General features: G+C 71.4%; 16 protein-coding genes, 1 tRNA gene and 1 pseudogene. 10 read left to right on the top strand and 8 right to left on the bottom strand.

Annotated features, from left to right (window positions below):
* Positions 1–30 precede the first annotated feature (30 nt).
* Genes OHA55_RS28970 through OHA55_RS28960 form a run of 3 tightly spaced genes read left to right on the top strand, consistent with a single transcriptional unit; the run spans position 31 to position 6,589 of the window.
* Positions 31–2,319, top strand: coding sequence for an exo-alpha-sialidase (locus OHA55_RS28970; RefSeq protein WP_266711861.1), 2,289 nt, complete (start codon positions 31–33; stop codon positions 2,317–2,319).
* Positions 2,320–2,333: 14 nt separating this feature from the next.
* Positions 2,334–4,313, top strand: coding sequence for a beta-galactosidase (locus tag OHA55_RS28965; RefSeq protein ID WP_266712476.1), 1,980 nt, complete (start codon positions 2,334–2,336; stop codon positions 4,311–4,313).
* Positions 4,310–6,589 carry a glycoside hydrolase N-terminal domain-containing protein gene (locus OHA55_RS28960; RefSeq protein WP_266711859.1) on the top strand — a complete coding sequence of 760 codons (2,280 nt, stop codon included), beginning with the start codon at positions 4,310–4,312 and terminating at the stop codon, positions 6,587–6,589. The genes OHA55_RS28965 and OHA55_RS28960 overlap by 4 nt, the downstream gene beginning before the upstream one ends.
* Positions 6,590–6,669: 80 nt before the next feature.
* Here the strand turns inward: OHA55_RS28960 and OHA55_RS28955 are convergent, their stop codons facing one another.
* Entirely contained in the window at positions 6,670–7,680 is a 1,011-nt protein-coding gene (locus OHA55_RS28955) for a LacI family DNA-binding transcriptional regulator (RefSeq protein WP_266711857.1), read from the bottom strand.
* 640 nt (positions 7,681–8,320) lie between these two features.
* Between OHA55_RS28955 and OHA55_RS28950 the strand changes: the two genes are divergently transcribed.
* From OHA55_RS28950 to OHA55_RS28935, 4 genes are all read left to right on the top strand, one after another.
* The gene (locus OHA55_RS28950; RefSeq protein ID WP_266711855.1) at positions 8,321–9,250 is read left to right on the top strand and encodes a hypothetical protein; all 930 of its coding nucleotides are present in this window, start codon (positions 8,321–8,323) and stop codon (positions 9,248–9,250) included.
* 182 nt (positions 9,251–9,432) lie between these two features.
* Entirely contained in the window at positions 9,433–10,080 is a 648-nt protein-coding gene (locus tag OHA55_RS28945; protein WP_266711853.1) for a YceI family protein, read from the top strand.
* A 238-nt stretch (positions 10,081–10,318) separates the two neighbouring features.
* On the top strand, positions 10,319–11,470 hold the full coding sequence (locus OHA55_RS28940) for an ATP-grasp domain-containing protein (RefSeq protein ID WP_266711851.1): 1,152 nt from the start codon (positions 10,319–10,321) through the stop codon (positions 11,468–11,470).
* Positions 11,471–11,684: 214 nt separating this feature from the next.
* On the top strand, positions 11,685–13,208 hold the full coding sequence (locus OHA55_RS28935; protein ID WP_266711849.1) for an MFS transporter: 1,524 nt from the start codon (positions 11,685–11,687) through the stop codon (positions 13,206–13,208).
* A gap of 17 nt (positions 13,209–13,225) precedes the next feature.
* Here the strand turns inward: OHA55_RS28935 and OHA55_RS28930 are convergent.
* The 4 genes and pseudogenes from OHA55_RS28930 to OHA55_RS28915 form a co-directional block, all read right to left on the bottom strand.
* Positions 13,226–13,434 (bottom strand): annotated as a pseudogene (locus OHA55_RS28930) (hypothetical protein); the annotation flags it as partial.
* A 100-nt stretch (positions 13,435–13,534) separates the two neighbouring features.
* On the bottom strand, positions 13,535–14,203 hold the full coding sequence (locus tag OHA55_RS28925) for a glyoxalase (protein WP_266712474.1): 669 nt from the start codon (positions 14,201–14,203) through the stop codon (positions 13,535–13,537).
* A 423-nt stretch (positions 14,204–14,626) separates the two neighbouring features.
* Positions 14,627–14,971, bottom strand: a complete 345-nt coding sequence (locus OHA55_RS28920) for a hypothetical protein (protein ID WP_266711847.1) — start codon at positions 14,969–14,971, stop codon at positions 14,627–14,629.
* A 650-nt stretch (positions 14,972–15,621) separates the two neighbouring features.
* Positions 15,622–15,709, bottom strand: a tRNA-Leu gene (locus tag OHA55_RS28915).
* A gap of 198 nt (positions 15,710–15,907) precedes the next feature.
* On the opposite strand from OHA55_RS28915, the gene OHA55_RS28910 reads away from it, so the two are divergent.
* Positions 15,908–17,278, top strand: coding sequence for a DUF2254 domain-containing protein (locus OHA55_RS28910; RefSeq protein ID WP_266711845.1), 1,371 nt, complete (start codon positions 15,908–15,910; stop codon positions 17,276–17,278).
* A gap of 88 nt (positions 17,279–17,366) precedes the next feature.
* Here the strand turns inward: OHA55_RS28910 and OHA55_RS28905 are convergent, their stop codons facing one another.
* On the bottom strand, positions 17,367–18,044 hold the full coding sequence (locus OHA55_RS28905; RefSeq protein WP_266711843.1) for a GntR family transcriptional regulator: 678 nt from the start codon (positions 18,042–18,044) through the stop codon (positions 17,367–17,369).
* Between the two features lie 113 nt (positions 18,045–18,157).
* Entirely contained in the window at positions 18,158–19,108 is a 951-nt protein-coding gene (locus tag OHA55_RS28900; protein WP_266711841.1) for a beta-ketoacyl-ACP synthase III, read from the bottom strand.
* A gap of 372 nt (positions 19,109–19,480) precedes the next feature.
* On the opposite strand from OHA55_RS28900, the gene fdhD reads away from it, so the two are divergent.
* Positions 19,481–20,329, top strand: a complete 849-nt coding sequence (fdhD, locus tag OHA55_RS28895) for a formate dehydrogenase accessory sulfurtransferase FdhD (protein ID WP_266711838.1) — start codon at positions 19,481–19,483, stop codon at positions 20,327–20,329.
* A gap of 183 nt (positions 20,330–20,512) precedes the next feature.
* Here the strand turns inward: fdhD and OHA55_RS28890 are convergent, their stop codons facing one another.
* Positions 20,513–21,550 (bottom strand): bile acid:sodium symporter family protein, encoded by a 1,038-nt coding sequence (locus OHA55_RS28890; protein ID WP_266711836.1) that lies wholly within the window; start codon positions 21,548–21,550, stop codon positions 20,513–20,515.
* A gap of 111 nt (positions 21,551–21,661) precedes the next feature.
* On the opposite strand from OHA55_RS28890, the gene OHA55_RS28885 reads away from it, so the two are divergent.
* A complete protein-coding gene (locus OHA55_RS28885; protein ID WP_266712471.1) occupies positions 21,662–22,582 on the top strand; it encodes a LysR substrate-binding domain-containing protein in 921 nt (306 codons plus the stop codon).
* Positions 22,583–22,615: the final 33 nt, after the last annotated feature.

Raw genomic sequence — 22,615 nt, 5'->3', positions numbered from 1 at the left:
TCACCCGCCCGTTTCCGGAAGGACTCCGCCATGCCCGCGTTCCGTTCCGATCCCGGTCCCACCACAGCCCCCGCCACCACCGTGTCGACGCCGCCCGGCCGCCGCTCGGTGCTCGCCGGGGCCGCGGCGGTCGCCGCCGCCGCCTGCGTCTTGCCCGCCGCCGGTACGGCCTCGGCGGCGGAACGGCCCGGCCGGCCCAGGACCGAGCGGTACCGCTGGCGCACGGCCGCCGTCGGGGGCACCGGGTTCGTCACCGGACTGCTGTTCCACCCCTCGGTGCGGGGTCTCGCCTACGCCCGGACGGACATCGGCGGCGCCTACCGCTGGGACGCCGCGAAGGCCCACTGGACTGCCCTGAACGACTTCACGGGCTGGGACGACTGGAACCTGCTCGGCGTCGAGGCGATGGCGGTGGACCCGGCGTTCCCGGACCGGGTCTACCTCGCGCTCGGTACGTACGCCCAGTCCTGGGCCGGGCCCGGGGCGGTGCTGCGCTCGGAGGACCGGGGCAGGACCTGGAACCGTACGGATCTGACGGTACGGCTCGGCGCCAACGAGGACGGCCGGGGCACCGGAGAACGCCTGCTGGTCGACCCGCGCGACAGCGGGACCCTCTGGCTCGGCACCCGCCACGACGGGCTGCTCCGCTCCACCGACCGGGGTGCCACCTGGGCCCCGGACGCCTCCTTCCCCGCCGTGCCGTCCGCCTCCGGGCAGGGCGTCACCCTGCTGGTGGCGGCCGGCCGGACGGTGTACGCGGGCTGGGGCGACGGCACCACCTCCCTGTACCGCTCGACCCCTTCCGGCGGATGGGAGCCCGTCCCCGGCGCACCGGTGGCCGACGGGGCGACGCGGGTTCCCGTCCGCGCCGCGTACGACGCCCCTTCCCGCGCCCTGTACGTGAGCTGGGCGAACGGCCCGGGCCCCAACAACCAGAGCGACGGCGCGGTGCGCCGCCTCGACACGGTGACCGGCGCTTGGTCGGACGTGACACCCGTGGTGCCGGGCGGGGCGGACGCGTTCGGCTACGGCGGGATCGCGGTGGACGCCCGGCGCCCCGGTACGGTCGTCGTCTCCACCAACAACCGCTGGGGAACGGTCGACACGCTCTTCCGCTCCACCGACCACGGGCACAGCTGGACCTCGCTCAAGGACACGGCGGTGCTGGACGTGTCGGAGACGCCCTACCTGCGCTGGGGCGGGGACGCCGCGAAGTTCGGCTGGTGGATCCAGGCCGTCGCGGTCGACCCCTTCGACTCGCGCCACATCGTCTTCGGGACCGGCGCCACGGTCTTCGGCACCCGGGACCTGGTGCGCTGGGCGCCGGAGATCCGGGGCCTGGAGGAATCCTCGGTACGCCACCTGGTCGCACCGCCGGCCGCCCGCGGCGCCCGACTGCTCAGCGGGCTGGGGGACATCGGGGTGATGTACCACGAGTCGCTGACCTCCTCCCCCTCGCGCGGGATGGCGTCCACCCCGGTGTTCGGCACGGCGACCGGCCTGGCCCTCGCGGCGGGCGTGCCGTCGTACGTCGTACGGACCGGCTGGCCCTCGGGATCGGACGCCGCCGGGGCGTACTCGTCCGACGGGGGCGCCAGTTGGCAGCCGTTCGCGTCCCAGCCGGAGATCGCCGCCTCCGCGCCGGGTCCGATCGCGGTGAGCGCGGACGGGAAGACGCTGCTCTGGACGTTCATCCACTGGGACGGTACGAAGTACCCCGCCCACCGGTCCACGGACGGCGGCGCGAGCTGGAGCGAGGTGACGACCTTCCCGAAGGGCGCGACGCCCGTCGCCGACCCGGTGGACCCCGTCCGCTTCTACGCGTACGACACGGACACCGGAACCGTCCACCGCTCCACCGACGGCGGCGCCTCCTTCACCGTCGGCGCCACCGGACTCCCGTACGGAGACGCGCAGTTCAAGATGGCGGCGGCGCCGGGACGGCCGGGCGACCTGTGGCTCTCGGCGAAGACCGGCGGGCTGCACCGCTCGACGGACGGCGGCCGGACGTTCACCGCCGTGGCCGGCGTCCAGGAGTCGCACGCGCTGGGCTTCGGCAAGGCCGCCCCATCCTCGGAGAGGGACCGGTCCGGACAAGCGGGGTATCCCGCGGTCTTCCAGACGGGACGCGCCCCGGCGACCCACGACGGGGTGGCGGTGCTGCGCTCGGACGACGCCGGCGTCACCTGGATACGCATCAACGACGACCAGCACCAGTGGGGGTGGACCGGTGAGGTGATCACCGGTGACCCCCGTGTCCACGGCCGGGTGTATCTGGGCACCAACGGCCGGGGCATCCAGTACGCCGACCCGGAATGAGGATCGAGAACACCATGCCGTCCCTGCGTGACGCCACCCGTGGCCGCCTTCTCTTCGGCGGCGACTACAACCCCGAGCAATGGCCCGAGGAGGTGTGGGCCGAGGATGTCACCCTGATGAAGGAGGCCGGGGTCAACTCGGTGACACTCGGGGTCTTCTCCTGGGCGAAAATCGAACCCCGCCCCGGTGCACGGGAGTTCGAATGGCTCGACCGGCTGATGGGGCTCGTGGAGCAGAACGGCATCGGGGTCGTCCTCGCCACCCCGACCTCCTCCCCGCCGCCGTGGATGGGTGCGCTGCACCCGGAGACCCTGCCGCGCGCGGAGGACGGCTCGGTCGTCTGGTACGGCTCGCGCCAGCACTTCTGCGCGAGTTCGCCGGTGTACCGCGACTATGCCGCGGCCCTCACCGAGGACCTGGCGGCCCGGTACGCCGGCCACCCGGCGCTGACCATGTGGCACATCAACAACGAGTACTGCACGCACTGCTGGTGCGACGAGACGGCGGCGCACTTCCGCCGCTGGCTCGCCGGCCGGTACGGCACCCTCGACGCGGTCAACGAGGCCTGGGGCACCGCCTTCTGGAGTCAGCGCTACGACACCTGGGCGGAGATCCTGCCGCCCCGCAAGGCCCAGTACACGCGCAACCCCACCCAGATGCTCGACTTCAAGCGGTTCACCTCCGACGCCCTGATGGAGTGTTACACCGCCGAGCGGGACATCGTGCGCCGCCACTCCCCCGCGCTCCCCGTGACGTCCAACTTCATGCCGCTGTGGTCGGGGCAGGACGCGTGGGCGTGGGCCGGGCAGGAGGACGTCGTCTCGGTGGACGTCTACCCGGACCCGGCGGACCCGGGAGCGGGCCAGTACAACGCGATGCTCGCCGACATGACCCGTTCGCAGGCGGCGGGGCCGTGGATGCTGATGGAGCAGGCCGCGAGCGCGGTCAACTGGCGTCCGGTGAACCGGCCGAAGCCCCGCGGGCTCAACCGGCTCTGGTCGCTCCAGTCGGTGGCCCGGGGTGCGGACGCCGTCTGCTACTTCCAGTGGCGGCAGTCCCGGCAGGGCTCGGAGAAGTTCCACTCCGGGATGCTGTCCCACGCGGGTCCCGAGGGCCGCGCCTTCGGGGAGGTCACCCGCATCGGCGCCGAACTGGCCACCCTCGCACCGGAGGTGAGCGGCACCCACGCCACCGCCGAGGTCGCCGTGCTGCACGACTGGGACGCCTGGTGGGGCAGTGCCCAGGAAGGCCGCCCCTCCGCGCACCTGGATTACCCGGAGATCGTACGGGCCTGGCACCGGGCCCTCTGGGAGAACGGCACGGCGACCGATTTCGCCCGCCCCGAGGCCGACTTGAGCGGCTACCGGATGGTCGTGGTACCGCAGCTCTATCTCCTGTCCGACGCGGCCGTCGACAACCTGGTCGCGTACGTGGCGAACGGCGGCACTCTGGTCAGCGGCTTCTTCACCGGCGTCGCCGACGTGGACGACCGCATCCGGCCGGGCGGGATGGATGTGCGGCTGCGCGAGCTCTTCTCGATCCGCACCCTCCACGAGTGGTGGCCCGTCGAGCCGGACGCGAGCGTCGCCTGCGACGGGTTCCGGGGGCTGCTGTGGTCGGAGGAGCTGGAGGCGGACGGCACCGGCGAGACCGTCGCCGCCTACCGGGACGGCGAACTCGACGGGCTGCCCGCCGTGCTCCGCAAGGGCGGCGCCTGGTACGTCTCCACGCTGCCGGAGCCCGGGGCCCTGCGCGGGCTGCTCGGCCGGGTGGCCGGCGAGGCGGGCGTCCGGCCGGTGCTGGCCGGACTGCCCGAGGGTGTGGAGGCGGTACGCCGCGGCGAGTTGCTCTTCCTCCTCCACCACGGCCTCGACACGGTGACCGTGGAGCTGGCGGGGAGTTACGTCGACGTGCTCAGCGGCGCGAAGACGGACGGGTCCGTGGAGCTGGGGCGTTACGGTGTGGCCGCCCTGAAGCCGGTCGGCGCGGCATGATCCGGGGCACCTGGGAGCCACGGCCCGCCGCCCGCTGGGAGGACGCCTTCCTCAGCGGGAACGGCCACCACGGAGCGATGGTCTACGGCGACCCGGTCGACGACCGGGTGATCGTCGACCACCACACCCTCGTGCGGCCCAACGGCAGCGAGCACCTGGCCGCACCGGAACTGGCCGAGGAACTCGGAGCGATCCAGAACGCGTTGCTCGCCGGGGACACCGAGGCGGCCGAACGCTTCGGCGCGGGCCGGCCGTTGGTGTGGGTCCAGCCGTTCCACCCGGCGTTCCAGACCCGGGTGCGGCGGTCCGGGGCGGACGGGCTCGCACCCGAGGAACAGGCGGTCTCGACTCCTCCGGCCGGCCCCGAACCGTCCGCCTACCGCCGGGACCTGGACTTCGCCTCGGGCCAGGCCACCGCCTCCTCGGGCCGCTGGCGCAGCCAGGTGTTCGTGTCACGGGCCGACGACGTGATCGTGCAGCACATCACCGGCCCGGCGTCCGACGTCGAGGTCTCGCTCGACCCGGCTCTGCCCGGCGCTCCGGCGGGTCTGGCGATCGGCCGTGCGACGGTGCTGACACCGCACGGCGCCCGGCTCGCCCTGCGTCTGCGCTACCCGGACAGCGAACTCTCCTGCATCGGCGTGACCACCCTGCGCGTGGAGGGCGGCACGGTGTCGGTGGACGGCGACGGTGTCCGCGTCACGGGGGCCCGGAGCCTGCTCCTGCTCACCCGCGTACGCCGCGGCCCGGGAGACCCCGACCTGGACGCCGAGTGGGCAGCTCTGCCGGATTCCGGCTACGCAACGTTGATGGATCGTCATCTACCGCTCCATCATGCAGCTTTCGGTCGTTGCACGCTCTCCCTGCACGACGAGGATCCGGCCCGCCAGGGCCTGCCGGGCAGCGAGCTGCTGCGTCATCCGGAGAGCCCGGCGCTGCTGGAACGGCTGTTCGCGGCGGGCCGCTACCATCTGCTCTCCGCGTCGGGGCTGCTGCCTCCCCGGCTGACCGGTCTGTGGACGGGCGACTGGGACACCGCCTGGTCGGGGGCGTTCACCACCAACGCCAACCTCAACCTCCAGCTGGCCTCGGCCGCCACGGCGGATCTGCCCGAGGTCCTCGACGCCCATACGCGTCTGATCGAGGACCAGTTGGAACACTGGCGGGAGAACGCCCGGGCCCTCTTCGGCTGCCGGGGAATCGTCGCGCCCTCCCACTCCGACGGCGAGTCGGGCCACACCCGCCACTTCCAGCGGGCCTACCCGCTGCACCTGTGGACCGCGGGCGCCGACTGGCTGCTGCAACCCCTGCTCGAACGCGCCGCGATCACCGGGGTGGTTGCGGACTCGCTGGTCTCGGCCTGCGTCGAAGTGGCCGACTTCTACGCGGATTTCCTCACCCGCGAGGGACCCGACGGGACGGTGGCGATCGTCCCGTCGTACTCGCCGGAGAACCGGCCGGCGAACGCGAGCTGGGGCACCGTCAACGCCACGATGGACATCGCGGCGGCCCGGCACGCCCTCACCGCGGCGGCGGAGCTCGCCCCCGCCCACCCGGACGCGGACCGCTGGCGGAGCCTCGCCGCCCGGCTCCCGCGCTACGTGGTCAACGAGGACGGCGCGCTCGCGGAGTGGGCGTGGCCAGGACTGCGCGAGACGTACGACCACCGCCACCTCAGTCACCTCTACCCGGTGTGGCCGCTCGACGAGATCAACCCGTACGACACCCCCGGACCGGCCCGTGCCGCCCACCGGGCGCTGGAGCTGCGGGGTTCGGAGAACGACTCGGCCCACGGCCATCTGCACCACGCGCTGGTCGCGGCGCGGCTGCGGGACGGCTCCCGGGTGTCCTCGGCGCTGGCGTCGGTGCTGGCCGGGGACTTCTTCCACGACTCGCTGATGAGCGCGCACTACCCGGACCGCAACGTGTACAACGCGGACGCCGCCCACGCGTTGCCGGCCGTGGTGCTCGAGATGCTGGTCCAGTCGGGACCGGGCCGCCTGGTGCTGCTGCCCGCGCTCCCGGCCGCGTACCCGAGGGGCTCGCTCCGGGGCGTCCGTACCCGGTTCGGCGCGGCTCTCGACCTCAGCTGGACCCCCGAGGAGGTCACCGCCGTGCTCCGGCCCGCCCGCGACGCCCGGGTGGAGCTGCGCACGGGCCCGCCGCCAGGCACTCCCGGGGGCGCGGCGGAGCCGGGAGAGGCGTCCTGGATCACGCTCACCGCGGGGGCCGACCGGGTCCTCACGGTGCCGCGGCGGGAGACGGCCGGTCGGTGAAGGCTCCGGGGCTTTTCGTCCGGATCACGCCGATCTCGCGGGTGGGCCCGGCCGGGAGCGGTCGGGCCCACCCGTACGGTTCACACCGCGGGCGCGGGTCCCGTACTCGCCCGCACGGTCAACTCCGGTGCGATCAGCTCGACTTCGTCCGTGCCGCGGCCGGTGAGCTTGGCCACCACCAGCTCGACGGCCCGGCGCCCCATCTCCTGGGCGGGTATGGCGACGGAGGTGAGCCGCACCGAGGCCTGTGCCGCCACCTGTTCGGGGCAGACCGCTACCACCGAGACGTCCTCGGGCACGGCCCGGCCCTGTTGCTGGAGGAGGTTGAGCAGCGGCTCCACGGCGGACTCGTTCTGGACGATGAACCCGGTGGTGCCGGGCCGTTCGTCGAAGATCCGGGAGAGGGTCTGCGCCATCGCCGCGTACCCGCCCTCGCAGGGCCGGTGCAGTACGGTCACCCCGGTCTCGCGGGCCTTGGCCCGGATGCCGTCGATGGTGCGTTCGGCGAAGCCGGTGTGCCGCTCGTAGACCGCGGGCGCCTCGCCGATGACCGCGACCTCCCGGTGCCCGAGTCCGGCCAGGTGGTCCAGGCAGAGCGCCCCGGTCGCCTCGAAGTCGAGGTCCACACAGGTCAGTCCGGACACGTCGGCGGGCAGACCGATCAGCACGGCGGCCCGTCCGGTGTCCCGCAGGACGGGGAGGCGTTCGTCGTGCAGTTCCACGTCCATGAGGATCAGTGCGTCGGCCAGCGAACTCCCGGCGATCCGCCGGACGGCTGCCGGGCCTTCCTCACCGGTGAGGAGCAGGACGTCGTAGCCGTGCGTGCGGGCGGTCGTGGCCACCGCGATGGCGACCTCCATCATCACCGGCACGTACATGTCGGTACGCAACGGCACCATCAGGGCGATGATGTTGGAGCGGCTGCTGGCGAGCGCGCGGGCCCCGGCGTTGGGGTGGTAGCCGAGCTGTTGGATGCTCAGTTCCACGCGCTCCCGGGTGGGCGCGGAAATGGACCGCTTCCCGCTGAGGACGTAGCTCACCGTGCTCGCGGAGACTCCGGCGTGCTGGGCGACCTCGGCCAGGGTGACCATGCGCTCTCCCTTACGGGTGACAGTGACAGGTGAAAGACGGCAGGAAGACGATGGGAAGGAGGCTTTGGTGAAGCGCTTCGAAACGCCTCACTTCTTCCTTCAACCCCCTTCTGACATGCGAAGATTCAGACGAGCCTAGACGGACTCCTGGGAACTGTCCAGAGAGCAGTCGAAGCGCTTCGACACTGCTGGAGAAGTCAGGGTCCGGGAAGTCCCGCAGCGGCTCCGGGCAGTCGCGGAAAGTCCGGAACCCGCCCCACCACCGACCCGGTGCCGGCCGCCACGGCCTCAGGAAACCGGTGGTCCGGTGACGCCCCCTCAGGAAACCGGTGGTCCGGTGACGTCGTGTGTCCGTACGGTGTCATGGGGCTGTTCCGTTCCTCGGTTCCCAGCGGGATGACGGGGGGTTCCGGACTCGTAGTCGCCGCACGGAACCAAAAGGTTGCCGTCGATGCGGGGCGGATTCGTTTCGCCGCCGGCCGGCGATTCCCTCGACGGCCCGATCGGTACCCCTCAACTCCCCCTCGGGCAGCGGTTGTCGGACAGTGGTGGTCGGACACTCGCCCGCAACCTCATCAGGCATTCAGGCGGGGCGGGAAATCGGTGGGTCCCGGTCCGGCGGCGTCGCTACGCTGCGCGGATGGACGAGGAGGAGCCGCCGGCCGACGCCAGGGATCTCTACCAGGAGCTGCTGGACCACAGCGGTCCGGACGCCTTCGGGGCGGTAGTGGCGCCGTGGCTCGCCCACGCCGGGGCCGGCTACCCGGCCTGGGCGGCGAGGGCGGCAGAGTCGCTCTGCCGCGAGGACTTCCGCGGACCGGCCGACCTCCGCCGGGCGATGAGCTGGGAGCTGTACGCCCTCAGCCGGGTCAGCGACGTGCTGCTCCTCGCCCACCAGCCGCCTCCCGACCCTGAGGTCGAGGCGCCTTGGGCCCGTCGGACACGCTCGCTCGACGGGTGGCCGGCCCTCGGCCTGGAGCAGTACCTCCACCTCTTCACCGCCCTCGGGCTGGAGCCGTTTCGCCCGACGGGCCCCTTCGACCCCTTCCTCCACGAGATCGTGGAGGTCGAGCAGGCCGAGGATCCGGAGGAGGCCGCCCGCGTGACCGGGACGGTCTGGCCGGGGCTGTGGCTGGGGCCGCTGCTGTTCAGCCGTGCGGGCGTACGCGTCCGGGCCGGCGCGCACCACGCGGAGCGCGGCGTCGCCGACCGCTCCCCGCTCCACTGGACCTTCCTGCGCCGCCACCGGCCCACGGTCGACCTGTCACAGGGGTGGGGCGGCAACTCCCAGTGGCGCACCGACTTCCGCCTGGACCACCTGACGCCGACGGGCAGACGGGTCAACGCCGGCGGCCGCCGGGACATCGACGACGGCGGAGAGAACCCCGACCCCGCCGAGGCCCTGCTGACCCCGGCCGAGCGGCGTGAACTGCTGCTCAACCGGTGCCTGTTGCGCACTCCGGAGAACCTGGCCGCCCTGACGGCCACGGGTGCCTCCTGGGCGGTGGACCTCTTCCCGTACGACTGGCGGCTGCCCGCCGCGGGGAACCCCGGTCGCACGACCGGATGACGGCGCCACTTTCGACACACGCTTTAGGCCGGTTACGGAGTGCGGGGGACGCGGCACGACCCTCCCGGGCGCTACGCCCCGTACCCACGAGGACTCCACTCCTGTGAAGGTTTGCGCGCACATGTTCGGATTCCTCGACGCTCTCTTACCTTGATCGTTTTCGCACAGTAACTAAGTAGTCCATGAACATCTTCAGCCGCAGCTCAACGCCCCGACGCACAGGTGACACGGGCGCGGGCACGACGGTCGCAGCTCCCGCCGCCGTGCTTCCCCATCCCGCGCTGAAGGGACTCACCGGAGAATGGATGATCGATCCGGCGCACAGCAGGATCGGCTTCTCCGTGCGGCACGCCATGGTGACGACGGTGCGGGGTTCGTTCGCCGAGTACGAGAGCCTCCTCTACTTCGACGGCAGCAACCCGGCCCGCTCCCGGGCCGAGATCTCCATCGCCACCGCCAGCGTCGACACCGGTGTCGAACAGCGCGACGGGCACCTCGTCGGGCGGGAGTTCCTGGACGCCCGCAAGCACCCCCGGATGGTCTTCACCAGTACCGCCGTGAGCCTCGTCGCCGAGGACCTCTACCGCATGACGGGTGACCTCACCATCAGGGGCACCACCAACCCGGTCGACCTGGACCTCACCTACATCGGCCACGTCACCGACCCGTTCGGCTACGAACGGGTCGGCTTCGACGGCACCACCACCATCAACCGCACCGACTGGGGCCTCACCTACAACGCCCGCCTCGCCGAGGGCGGAGCCATGGTCAGCGAGAAGCTCCGCCTCCAGTTCGACATCGCGGCGATCCGGAAGCCGGTCGAGGGGTAGGAACGCTGCGGGCGGCAGGAGACCGTGAAGAGGATGGGAAGAGGCGGGAGTTGCGCGGATGCGGTCGTGGCCGAATCCGTAACACGCGCGTAGCAATGCGGGGCCGTCCCGCCCCCTAAGATCGCCCCAACACTCCCACCTGCGGTTCTCCGCACCGTGCGTGGCGGGTGTCCCTCCCTCTCCCACCGTCGGATCCGGCCCTGCCCCGCCGTGTCCGCAACCCCGGAAGGCGGCCTGCATGGTCTCTCCCGTACGCGTCTGGCTCAACCGCACGTACGCGGAGAACGTGTTCTTCATGGATCAGTTGCGGCGCAATCCGCACGGCCGTCCTGTCGAGATCCACGCCACGCACGCCGACCCGGACTCCCCGGTACTCGCGGCCGCCGACACCTCGGCGCCGGAACCGGAGAACCTGTCGCCCGCCGCGTACGTCGAGTACGCGCTCGACCAGTGCGCGCGGCGCGGCATCGACGTGTTCGTACCCGTCCTCCACCAGTCGGCCCTCGCGGCGCGCCGCGAGGACTTCGCGGCGCTCGGGACGGCCCTGCTCGCGCCGCCCGCCGAGGCGATACGCCTCTTCGCGAACAAGGCGGTGGCGTACGAGACCGTGCGGCGGATCGGCGTCCCGGTGCCGCCCTGGTGGCGGGTACGCGACGAGGAGCAGCTGCTCGCTGCGGTGGACGCCATCGAGGCGGACGGCGGCAAGGCGTGCTTCAAGCCGACCGGCGGCGAGGGCGGTGTCGGGTTCCGGATCATCACCCGGGCGCCGTTCTCCATGCTGCACCTGACCGGATTCCCCAGCCCGTACGTGCCGTTGGAGCTGGTGACCCGGGCGCTGCGGCGCACCGAGCGGTCCGTCGACTGGCTGGTGATGCCCCGCCTGGACGAGCCGGAGGTCTCGGTCGACTGCCTCACCGGCCCCGACGGAGAGGTCCGGCTGGCGGTGGGCCGCACGAAGAACGGCCGGCGGCGCGGCTTCACGCTCGACCCCGCGTGGATCGAGCCGGCCCGCCTGATCGCCCGGTCCTTCGGTCTGCACGGGCTGACGAACATCCAGTTCCGCACGCACGCGGGCGAGCCCGTCCTGATGGACGTCAACACCCGCCCCGCCGGCGGCCTGCACCAGCTCTCCGAGTGCGGCCTCAACGCACCGTGGGCTGCCGTGCGCCTCGCGCTCGGCGACGACCCCGGCGAGCTGACCCCGGACTTCCTCGGTTCCGACTACGCGGTGGTCCCCGGACCGCGCGCCCTGCTCCCGGCATTCCCGCACCAGCGGACGCAGGCGCCACCGCCGCCGCCCGCGCTCACGCCTCTGACCGCTGAGGCCGGGCTCGGCATGGCGTCCGTGCTCCCGGTGGGGAGCACGCCGCAGGCGGCGGAGCTGCCCTGACGGGACGGCGCCGGGTCCGACCGGGTGCGGCACGACCGGCACGGGCCCGAACCCGTCCGGTCGACCGGCGGCCCCGACGTCGCCCTGCGGCGGTCGCGCCACCGTGTGAGGCTGTGTCGTGACGTTACGTACGGCCTCCTGACGGACAGCATCACCAGTCGTGTGCCGCCCACCAGGTGCGAGGCCTCCCACCAGCCGGCTTGAGGATGGTCCGATGACCGACGCGAAGGGCTCGCTGCCGGCGGCCTCCGGGGAGAGGCACGGGGCGACGGCGGGTGATGCACGGCCTTCCGGACATTGGCTGATCCTGGGTGTGGTCGGCCTGGCCCAGTTGATGATCGTGCTCGACGTGAGCATCGTGAACATCGCGCTGCCCCAGGCGCAGGAGGACCTGGGATTCTCCAACGGATCCCGGCAGTGGGTCATCACCGCCTACTCCCTCGCCTTCGGCAGCCTCCTCCTGCTCTCGGGGCGGATCTCCGACCTGATCGGGCAACGCAAGACCTTCCTGACGGGCCTGGCCGCGTTCGCCGCGGCTTCGTTGCTCGGCGGCGTCTCCCCCTCCTTCGCGGTCCTGGTCCTCGCCCGTGCGCTGCAGGGCGCGGCCGGGGCGATCCTGGCCCCGGCCGCTCTGTCGCTGCTGACCACGACCTACACCAAGCCCAAGGAACGCGGCACCGCGTTCGCCGTCTTCGGCGGCATCGCCGGCTCCGGCGCGGCGATCGGCCTGCTGCTCGGCGGTGTGCTGACCGAATACCTCAGCTGGCGCTGGACCCTGCTGGTGAACGTCGCCATCAGCGTCGCCGCCATCACCGGCGCGCTCATGCTGATCCCCCGCAAGGGACCGTCCGCGCAACGGCCCCGACTGGATCTTCTCGGTGCCGCGATCATCTCCGCAGGCCTGTTCTGCGTGGTCTACGGGTTCTCCGAGGCCGAATCGCATCCCTGGAGCGCGCCCGGCACCTGGGGCTTTCTCGTGGCCGGCGCGGTGTTGATCGCCGGATTCTTCTGGTGGCAGACCCGCGCCACCAGCCCGCTGCTGCCGCTGCGGGTCCTGCGCGACCGGAACCGGGCCGGCTCCTTCATCGGCGTGTTCATCGTGGGGGTGGGGATGTTCGGCGTCTTCCTGTTCCTGACCTACTACCTGCAGCAGATCCTGCGCTACTCACCCGTCAAGACCGGGCTGGTGTTCCTTCCCATGGTGGCCGCTCTGATGTGCGCCTCCACGGCGTCCAACATCAAGCTGCTCCCGAAGTTCGGCCCACGCGTCCTGGCCGTCTCCGGGATGCTCGTCGCCTGCGGCGGAATGTTCTGGCTGACCGGCATCACCCTGCACAGCACCTACGCCGCAGACATCCTCGGTCCGCTGCTGCTCGTGGGCTTCGGCATCGGCTCCGTCATGGCCCCCTCGATGAACACCGCCACCTCCGGTGTACGGCCGGTCGACGCGGGGGTTGCCTCGGCCACCGTGCAGACGATGCAGCAGATCGGCGGCTCGATCGGCACGTCGCTGCTCAACTCACTGGCCGCCTCCGCGTTGACCGCCTACCTGGTCGGGCGGGCTCCGACCCCGGTCAACGAGGCCAACGCGGCGATCCACAGCTACGTCGTGGCCTTCACCTGGGCCGGGTCGATCTTCGCCGCGGGCGCGGTCATCTGCGGACTCGTGCTCCGCTCCGGGCCCCCCGCCCCCGCGGTCCCGGACGTCGCCTCTGCCACTCCTGCCGAACCCGCGTAAGGGCTGTCCCGAAATCCCTGGTGGGTGCGCTCGGCAAGAGCATGGTCGGCGTCCTGCATCTCGGCGTTCTTCGCGAGTGCGTTCTGTTCCGCGGCCGCCTCCTTCTCCGCGCGGGACGAACCGAGCGGGAGGCCGTCTTCTTCTCCTCGCGCGCGTGGTCCTTCATCGCGGCCCGCTCCTCGGCGGTGATTCCGCTGCAGTTCTCGTCGGACTTCGTCGACGGCATGGCAGAGGCTCTCTCGTACGGGAAAGGTGCGGGGGTGCGTCGGATCAGAACCGGGCAGAACCGGAACCGGGCGGACGGGCAGGATCTGGACTGGCCAGGATCAGGACCGGGCGGCGTCGGCGGGCGCGGTGGGCTCCCAGGTGAACCCGTCGGGGTCCGTGAAAGCGCCATTGGCGCTGCCGAGGACGATTCCGTGGAAGGTGGTCGTGTCGTCGGGGACGCCGAGGTCCTTGGCGAGGGCGCGGCGCTTGTAGAGGGCCAGCTTGACGGGGTCGGAGTCGGCGGGGAGGAACTCGGCGTACTTCCCGCCGAAGCTCTTGCCCACGGTCAGCCCCCGGTCGACGTAGAACTGCCTGGTGGCCTTCACGTCCTGGACACCGAGAAGCAGGACGACCTCGTCGACGGTTCGGGTGACGTGTCCGGTGTCCTTCCTGGCCGAGGTCGCGATCTTCCAGATCGCTCCGTCCGGGGCCCGTACGACACCGCCGTAGCCCCACAGCGACTTGGTGGCGGGCTTCAGCACGGTGGCGCCGGCGGCCACGGCCGTGGCGACGAAGCCGTCGACGGTGGCCGGCCCGGACACGGTGAGCGCCAGCGTGAAGCCACGGAACCCGGCCCCGTCCGCCTCCTCGCAGGCGCGCAGCCGGATGTAGGCGTCCACGCCGAAGGCGCTGTAGAAGCGGCGGGCCTCCTCGACGTCGGCCACCTCCAGGGTGACGGAGGAGAGCGAGGCCCCGGGCTTGGTGTCAGTGGTGGTTCCCATGAACATCAGGCTAGAGACCGCACCCGCATCGGGCTTCTCCAATCCTGACCTCCTGGAGTGGCGGACACACGGGCGGTCTCCCCTCGGGAGTGCAGACCTCTTGGCCCAGCGGACCCACGGCGGGCCCGGACCACGTCGCATACGCGAAGGAAGTCGGTCGGAGCGACGAACTGTCGCCCCGGGAGGGCTGCGGTCGCTCCGGTTCGGTCGGTCTGCGCGGACCGCTCGATCACAGCATTTCCCTGGGGCGGACTGCACCCAAATCGAAAACCGCGAGGTCACACCTTAATAGCAGCGCGAGCGGTCACGGAACGCCGCGCAAGTCGGCACCGTCTGATGCGCCTGCCACACATATCCCCTGCCATGCCCCGGAGATTCAAATCTTCGTCCGCACGGTCGCAGCAATTATCTCAAGAGGGCAGAGCGGAGTCAGTCACACATACCTTCCTCCAGCTCCACGAGATCACGGTCCCCCAGCACGACGCAGATTGCTGGTTGATGTTCCTCCACATAGGCCCAACTGCTCGCCCTTCCGAGCAGGTCAGATATTTTTCCGATGGGGACCTCTTCGCCACTGGCGTCAACCGGGAATTCAGTACCTCGGAAAAGCCGCACAAATCCCTTACGCGACCAGCACTCGATCAGTTTGGCGAAGACTGGAACATATTGAATCCAATCGCCTTCGTCCTCACTTTGTGCACGATCGGCGAGTATCATCCACAGCAGCGCCCCTTCCCGGGCGTTGACGTGGAGGCAGTACTCGTCTTCAGACATTCTCTTCATGCCTCACCCAACCAATCCAGCGCCGGATTTCCAGCCGACGAAGTTCTCGGCCGCTCATAGCTGCTGCGAACCTCTGAGCCGGCGGGGTCGTCGTCAGGAAAACCCATTCGCCTTCCACGAGGACCGGAGCACCTTCAGCCGTTCGCGGGTCCTTGGCCGCGAGGGCGATCCCGGTCCCGCCCCCCTCCGCGTGCAAGACAGTGAGCCCACAGTGGGGCGAGATCTCAGACGTGCGGCACAACTGCTGTTTCATGGCGTTCCGCGAGGCCCATCCCTGCCCATCCCTGTCGGCACCCTTCACGGCTCGCTCCCGCGGCCTCGGACGCAACAGCGGCATGGACACCGTCGCGGCGCACCGCTTCTCGCCCTGCCGCGGGTCTTCCCGATGCACCATGACCACCCGGCCCCGACGATTCGTGATGGCCAGCCGCTTCCCCGCAACTCCCCGGCACCCCGCGCCCGGCAACCGCCCCGCAGGCGGACCAGCTCGGATTCACGGCCCGGCCGATCTGCCGCCGTCCCAGGCGTCACTGCTGCCGGGCACGCGGATGGCAGCGGACCTCCCCACGCCGGACACAACGACAGAGCCGGTCGAAGCGACACACTCTCGCTTCGACCGGCTCTGTCTGGTCGGTTGACCATGGTGTCCGAGGGGGGACTTGAACCCCCACGCCCGATAAAGGGCACTAGCACCTCAAGCTAGCGCGTCTGCCATTCCGCCACCCGGACAAGGTGTCTGTCGTTCGCGGTGTTCCCCGCGGCGACAAAGAAAACAATACCAGGGGTTTGGGCCCTCGATCACCATGTTTCCCGTGGTCAGTGAGGTGCTGGATGGTCCGGGGGGGCGATTCGGGGACCATTGGGCGCGCATCCGTACGGTGTGTCACCGCCCGTGTGCCCACCGTCGTGCGGGCTACCTTCGCGGTCATGAATGTCCGGTACCACCTGCGCCCTTTCGCCCTCTCGGACCTGCGCGAGCATCTGCGGGACACGTTCTGGTTCGCTCCGGCCGCGGGGCTCGTGGGCGCCTTCATGCTCTGGTGGGGGGTCTCCACGCTGGATTCGGCCATCGTCACGCATCTGCGGGTCGACAAGGCGTACCGGGAGCTGGGCGATCTGGCCTCCTTCGCCAACGACGCCCGTACGGTCGTGACCACCGTCAGCGCGGCGATGATGACCTTCATCGGTGTCGTCTTCAGCATCTCGCTGGTGGCGGTCCAGATGGCGAGCGGGCAGCTGACGCCACGCATCGTGCGGATCTTCGTACGGAGCCGGATCACCAAGCTCACCCTGACGGTGTTCCTGGCGACCTTCGTCTTCTCGTTGCTGGTCCTCACCTCGTACGAGAGCGAGACCGAGGTCGCGCGACTGACCTCGGTGCCGGTGCTGCAGAGCCTGCTGACCCTGGCCATGGTCGCCCTGAGTCTGCTGCTCTTCATCACCTACGTGTCGTCCACCCTGCGGCTGCTCCAGGTCGGCCCGGTCGTCGACCGGATCGTCCACGACTCGCTGCGCGCGCTGGATCACCAGCCGAAGGAGGAGCACCGGGAGGAGGCCACCACGGCGCCCGGCCAGGCACCGCTGCCTCTGCCTCTGCCGGCGGAGTCCGGGAGGGTGCCGTACGGAGGCCGGGCGGGGGTGCTGCGGGACGTGGACGCGGTACGGCTCGTGGGGGTGGCGCGGCGGCGCGGGGTGGTCCTGCGACTGCTTCCACGGATGGGCGACTTCGTGGTGCCCGGGATGCCTCTGCTGGCGGTGCACGGCGGGGACGGCGGGGGCACCGGGGGCGACGGGGGCGGTTCGGGGCGCACCGTACCGGGTGACGCGGTGTCGGTGGGTGTCGAGCGGACGCTGCGGCGCGATCCGTCGTTCGGTCTGCGGCAGCTCACGGACATCGCGCTGCACGCCCTGTCCGCCGCCGTGAACGACCCGACCACCGCGGTGCAGTGCCTGGACCGGACGGTGCAGTTCCTGGCGGCTCTGGCGCACCGGCCTCTCGGTACGGTGCGCCATCGCGACCACCGGGGCGAGGTGCGGCTGGTGGTGGAGACGCCGGACTGGGCGGATCTCGTGGATCTGGCGTTCGAGGAGGTCAGGCGGTGTGTGCCGGAGGCGGGACCGCAGGTCACGAGGCGCGTGCTGGCCGGCCTGGACGATCTGTTGCTGGTCGTGCCTCAGGAGCGTGCGGCGCCGCTGCTCAGGCACCGCGCGCTCCTGGTCCTGGCGGTGGAGCGGACGTCGCCGGAGCACGCAGAGCGGACGTTCTCGCTGGTTCCGGACCGGAAGGGAATCGGCTGACCGGCCGCCGATGCGGAACTGCTGCCGACGCTGACCGGCCACCGCCCCCGCCCGGGACGGTCGGCCCGCCCCGGGATGCCGCGGCCGGTCAGCCCTTTTCGCGCTGGTGGTACGTCCGGCGGGTGTGTTCCGTGTGCGCCCGCATGTTCTCCATGGCGCGCCGCTCGTCGTGGGTGGCGATGGCGGCGATCAGCTCACGGTGCTCGATCCAGGACTGCTTCCCGCGGCGCCGGGCCACCGGCGTGTAGTACCAGCGGACCCGGCGCCCGACCTGGGCCGCGAGGGCCGACAGCACGACGTTGCCGGCCAGCTCCATGACCTTGGCGTGGAATTCGGCGTTCAGTGCGACCGCGAGGTCGACGTCGTCCTCCGCGACCGCGGCCTCGCCCCGGTCACAGAGAGCCTCCAGCGCCGCGACGCCGTCCTCGTCCGCGTTGGCCGCCGCCAGCCGGCCGGCCTCGGCCTCCAGCAGGGTGCGGACCGAGAGCAGCTGGTCGGCCTCCTCCTCGGTCGGCTCGTGCACGAACGCGCCCTGGGCGGGACGCAGATCGACCCAGCCCTCGGTGTTGAGCCGCTGGAGCGCCTCGCGCACCGGCTGCCGGGACACGCCGAGCTGGCCGGCCAGCTCGCTCTCCACCAGATGCTGACCGGGCTGGAGAGCGCGGACGGTGATGAGTTCGAGCAGTGCCTCGTACACGCGTTCGCGCAACGGGCCCGGTCGCTCCAGCTTCGGCACGGCCCCCTGCGGCAGTCCTGCAAACAACATCGCGCTCCCCCTCCGGGCGGCGAGTAATTGCTTATCGTCTACAGTCTACTGATCAAGATCCGCACGCACACAGCTGTCTCATGGACGGGGACGACGCGTGGACGGCGGGTGTCTCACGGGCAGCGGATGACCTGGCCGGCGTAGGAGAGGTTGCCGCCGAAGCCGAAGAGCAGGACCGGCGCGCCGCTCTCGATCTCACCCCGCTCCACCAGCTTGGAGAGCGCCATGGGGATGGACGCCGCGGAGGTGTTCCCGGAGTCCACCACGTCCCGGGCGACGACCGCGTTGACGGCGCCGATCTTGCGGGCCACCGGTTCGATGATCCGGAGGTTGGCCTGGTGGAGGACGACCGCCGCCAGGTCCTCGGGGGCGATCCCCGCCTTCTCGCACACGCTGCGCGCGATGGGCGGCAGCTGGGTGGTGGCCCAGCGGTAGACGGACTGGCCCTCCTGGGCGAAGCGCGGCGGCGTTCCCTCGATCCGTACGGCGTTGCCCATCTCCGGCACCGAGCCCCACAGCACCGGGCCGATCCCGGGCGTGCCGGTGTCCTCCGGATCCGCGACGACCACGGCGGCGCCCGCCCCGTCGCCGACCAGGACGCAGGTGCTGCGGTCGGTCCAGTCGGCGATGTCGCCCATCTTGTCGGCGCCGATGACCAGCGCGCGGGTGGCCGCTCCGGCGCGGATCGCGTGGTCGGCGGTGGCGAGCGCGTGGGTGAAGCCCGAGCAGACCACGTTGATGTCCATCACCGCCGGGGAGCCCATGCCCAGCCGTGCGGCGACCCGCGCCGACATGCTGGGCGAGCGGTCGATGGCCGTGGAGGTCGCGACGAGGACGAGGTCGATCTCGGAGGCCTGCAGTCCGGCCGCCGCGAGAGCCTTGGCGGCGGCGTGCGCGGCCAGCTCGTCCACCGGTTCGTCCGGGCCCCCCACATGACGGGTTCTGATGCCGACGCGGCTGGTGATCCACTCGTCACTGGTGTCGACCATGGCGGCAAGGTCGTCGTTGGTCAGCACCTTCGCGGGCTGGTAGTGGCCGAGCGCCACGACACGTGAGCCGGTCATGTACGGGTTCCCCTCGCTACGTATGGCAGGAACCATCCAGTCTTGGTCGCTACTGTCCGGTACGGGGGCACGTGATCCGACAGGAAACCGGACCTCGGGTTGGAGCCTTGGCGACAGTCGTGCTCCGGACGGGCGGCATCGCGGCGGCATTGCCCCGCTTTCCTCCTGCCGGGCCGTCACATTCGGTTCCGGGCCGACGAACCGCAGGACGTCACCATTGGCTGCGGGAACGGGGCCCCTGCGGCCCCCGGCCCGTGGGGCGGACAATGAGATCCTGAGGGCGACCGCGGCCGCACGACGGCCGGGAGGGGCGGTTGCCCCCCGCCGTAAGGGCCGCGAGGCTTCCCCACGTACAGGAATCGGGTCTGAACCATGGGACGGGTCACCGAGCGACGCCGCACTCTCCGCATTCGGGACGGGGCGGTGACGAGCCGCGCCGACACCCTCGTCGCCGAGGAGCCGCTGGAGATCCGTCTCAACGGCAAGCCGCTCGCCATCACCATGCGCACTCCGGGTGACGATTTCGCGCTGGCGGCGGGGTTCCTGGTCAGCGAGGGCGTCATCGGCGCCGGGTCGGAGGTCCGGTCGATCGTCTACTGCGCGGGGGCGACGGCCGACGGGGTCAACACCTACAACGTGGTTGACGTACGGCTGGCGGCGGACGTGGTCGTCCCCGACATCACCCTCGAACGCCATGTGTACACGACGTCCTCCTGCGGTCTCTGCGGCAAGGCCAGCCTCGACGCCGTACGGACGACGACCCGGCATCCGGTCTCCGACGAGCCCCCGGTACGGGTGACGCCCGAGCTGCTCTCGGCCCTGCCCGACCGGCTCCGCGCGGCGCAGCGCGTCTTCGACCGGACCGGCGGGCTGCACGCCGCCGCGCTCTTCTCCGAGGAGGGCGAGCTTTGGGACGTCCGGGAGGACGTCGGCCGGCACAACGCGGTGGACAAGCTGGTCGGGCGGGCCCTGACGGAGGACCGGCTGCCGCTGTCGCGGTCGGTCCTGCTGGTGTCGGGGCGGGCTTCCTTCGAGCTCGCGCAGAAGGCGGTGATGGCGGGGATTCCGGTACTGGCCGCGGTGTCGGCGCCGTCGTCGCTCGCCGTCGACCTGGCGGCCGAGAGCGGACTGACCCTGGTCGGTTTCCTGCGGGGACCGTCGATGAACGTGTACGCGGGCGAGCACCGGATCGCCCTGGAGGCCCGGGTCACCGGGAGCTGAGGAAGCGGGAGGCCCCGGTCGCCGGGAGCTGAGGAAGCGGGAGGCCCCGGTCGCCGGGAGCTGAGGAAGCGGGAGGCCCCGGTCGCCGGGAGCTGAGAGCGCCGGGAGGAGTGGCCCGTACGCGGACGGCGGGCGGGGCCCCGATGCTCCGCGGCCCTGCCCGCCCGTACAGCGCCTGTCCGCTCAGCCCGCGGCGGCGGCCGCACTCCCGACGGCAGCCCCGGGTGCCACCGCTTCCGGCTCCTCGGGGTCGCGGGAGCGGCGCTTGGCGATGACCGCGCAGACCATCAGCTGCATCTGGTGGAAGAGCATCAGCGGCAGGACCGCGAGGCTCGCGTGCGCGCCGAAGAGGACGCTGGCCATTGGCAGTCCGGAGGCCAGGCTCTTCTTCGATCCGGCGAACTGGATGGCGATCCGGTCGGCGCGGTCGAAGCCGAGGCGCTTCGCCCCCTGCCAGGTGATCAGGAGCATGACGGCGAGCAGGACCGCCTCGGCGGCCAGCAGCGCGACGAGCCGCAGCGGGGTCACCTGGTGCCAGATCCCGGCGACCATGCCCTCGCTGAACGCGGTGTAGACGACGAGCAGGATCGAGCCGCGGTCGACGTAGCCCAGGATCTTCTTGTGGCGGCCGAGGAATCCGCTGGTCCAGCGGCGCAGCAGCTGTCCCACGACGAAGGGCACGAGCAGTTGCAGGACGATCTTCACCAGGGAGTCGCTGGAGAAGCCTCCGGCAGAGCCGCCGAGCAGCAGGGCCGCGAGCAGCGGGGTGATCACGATCCCGGCGATGCTGGAGAAGGAGCCCGCGCAGATCGCCGCAGGGACGTTTCCGCGCGCGATCGAGGTGAAGGCGATGGACGACTGGATGGTGGACGGCACCAGGCAGAGGAAGAGGAACCCGGACTGGAGCTGCGGGCTCAGCACGAAGGGGACCAGGCCCTTGCTCGCCAGTCCCAGCAGCGGGAAGACCACGAAGGTGGAGCAGAGCACGGTCAGGTGGAGCCGCCAGTGGCGCAGGCCGTCCATCGCCTCGGCCGTGGAGAGCCGGGAGCCGTAGAGGAAGAAGAGGAACGCGACCGCGCCGGTGGAGGTGTCGCCCGCCACGTCGGCGGCGGTTCCCGATGCCGGGAACAGCGCGGCGACCACGACAGTCCCGATGAGCGCCAGGATGTACGGGTCGACGGGCAGCCAGGACGGCAGCCTCAGGGTGCGGGGGGGGCTCATGTGCTCCACGTTCGTCTCACGGTCGAATGTATACAGTCGCCATTCTGCTCCCGCCTCACCCCATCGGGAAACCCGCATACCGAACTCACTGTCATCGCGGATCGCGATAACCTGTCCTCCATGTACGACCCCGCGCAGCTCCGCACCTTCCTGGCGGTCGCCCAGACCCTGAGCTTCACCCAGGCCGCCCGGCGGCTCGGCGTCCGGCAGTCCACCGTGAGCCAGCACGTACGACGACTGGAGGAGGCCACCGGCCGGCAGCTGTTCACGCGGGACACGCACCGGGTGGACCTCACGGAGGACGGCGAGGCGATGCTCGGTTTCGCCGGGACGATCCTGCGGGCGCACGAGCGGGCCTCCGCCTTCTTCGCCGGGACCCGGCTGCGCGGGAGGCTGCGCTTCGGCGCCTCGGAGGACTTCGTGCTGACCCGGCTGCCGGAGATCCTGGAGGGCTTCCGCAAGGAGCACCCGGAGGTCGAACTGGAGCTGACCGTGGAGCTGTCCGGCTCGCTCCACCAGTCCCTCGCCGCCGGCCGGCTGGACCTGGTGCTGGCCAAGCGGCGGACCGGGGACACGCACGGGGAGCTGGTCGGACGGGACGCGCTGACCTGGATCGGGGCGCCGCAGCTGCGGATCGACCCGGAACGGCCGCTGCCGCTGATCGTCTTCCCGCCGCCCGGCATCACCCGGGCCCGCGCGCTGGAGGTGCTGGAACGGCACGGCCGGTCCTGGCGGCTGGCGTGCACCAGCACCAGCCTGAGCGGACTGGTCGCGGCGGCCCGCGCCGGGCTGGGCGTGATGGCGCACACCCGGGGGCTCATCCCGCCCGGACTGGTGGAGCTGCCGGCGCGCGCCGGGCTGCCGGACCTCGGCGACGTCGACTTCGTACTGCTGCACGGCCACCGCCGGGACGGCTCGCCGGACGCGGCGGACGCCTTGGCCGCCGCGATCCTCGCGGGCGGGGACCGGCTGCACCGGGGCTTCGGCGGACCGGGCGACACGACGGACCGGGCCCCCTCACCCGCCTCCTGACCTGCCGGACCCGTCGCCCGGCCGGGCCGTGCC

Source organism: Streptomyces sp. NBC_00102 (genome assembly GCF_026343115.1).
Classification (GTDB): domain Bacteria; phylum Actinomycetota; class Actinomycetes; order Streptomycetales; family Streptomycetaceae; genus Streptomyces.
Note: the sequence above shows the minus strand (reverse complement) of the source record. Positions and strands in the feature narration are given on the sequence as shown.

Bases quoted from the DNA above. Each gene is read 5' to 3' on its own strand.
- OHA55_RS28940 (WP_266711851.1), top strand. From the start codon at position 10,319: ATGGTCTCTCCCGTACGCGTCTGGCTCAACCGCACGTACGCGGAGAAC.
- OHA55_RS28950 (WP_266711855.1), top strand. From the start codon at position 8,321: ATGGACGAGGAGGAGCCGCCGGCCGACGCCAGGGATCTCTACCAGGAG.
- OHA55_RS28935 (WP_266711849.1), top strand. From the start codon at position 11,685: ATGACCGACGCGAAGGGCTCGCTGCCGGCGGCCTCCGGGGAGAGGCAC.
- OHA55_RS28910 (WP_266711845.1), top strand. From the start codon at position 15,908: ATGAATGTCCGGTACCACCTGCGCCCTTTCGCCCTCTCGGACCTGCGC.
- OHA55_RS28955 (WP_266711857.1), bottom strand. From the start codon at position 7,680: ATGGTCACCCTGGCCGAGGTCGCCCAGCACGCCGGAGTCTCCGCGAGC.
- OHA55_RS28890 (WP_266711836.1), bottom strand. From the start codon at position 21,550: ATGAGCCCCCCCCGCACCCTGAGGCTGCCGTCCTGGCTGCCCGTCGAC.
- OHA55_RS28970 (WP_266711861.1), top strand. From the start codon at position 31: ATGCCCGCGTTCCGTTCCGATCCCGGTCCCACCACAGCCCCCGCCACC.
- fdhD (WP_266711838.1), top strand. From the start codon at position 19,481: ATGGGACGGGTCACCGAGCGACGCCGCACTCTCCGCATTCGGGACGGG.
- OHA55_RS28905 (WP_266711843.1), bottom strand. From the start codon at position 18,044: ATGTTGTTTGCAGGACTGCCGCAGGGGGCCGTGCCGAAGCTGGAGCGA.
- OHA55_RS28925 (WP_266712474.1), bottom strand. From the start codon at position 14,203: ATGTTCATGGGAACCACCACTGACACCAAGCCCGGGGCCTCGCTCTCC.
- OHA55_RS28920 (WP_266711847.1), bottom strand. From the start codon at position 14,971: ATGTCTGAAGACGAGTACTGCCTCCACGTCAACGCCCGGGAAGGGGCG.
- OHA55_RS28965 (WP_266712476.1), top strand. From the start codon at position 2,334: ATGCCGTCCCTGCGTGACGCCACCCGTGGCCGCCTTCTCTTCGGCGGC.
- OHA55_RS28945 (WP_266711853.1), top strand. From the start codon at position 9,433: ATGAACATCTTCAGCCGCAGCTCAACGCCCCGACGCACAGGTGACACG.
- OHA55_RS28960 (WP_266711859.1), top strand. From the start codon at position 4,310: ATGATCCGGGGCACCTGGGAGCCACGGCCCGCCGCCCGCTGGGAGGAC.
- OHA55_RS28900 (WP_266711841.1), bottom strand. From the start codon at position 19,108: ATGACCGGCTCACGTGTCGTGGCGCTCGGCCACTACCAGCCCGCGAAG.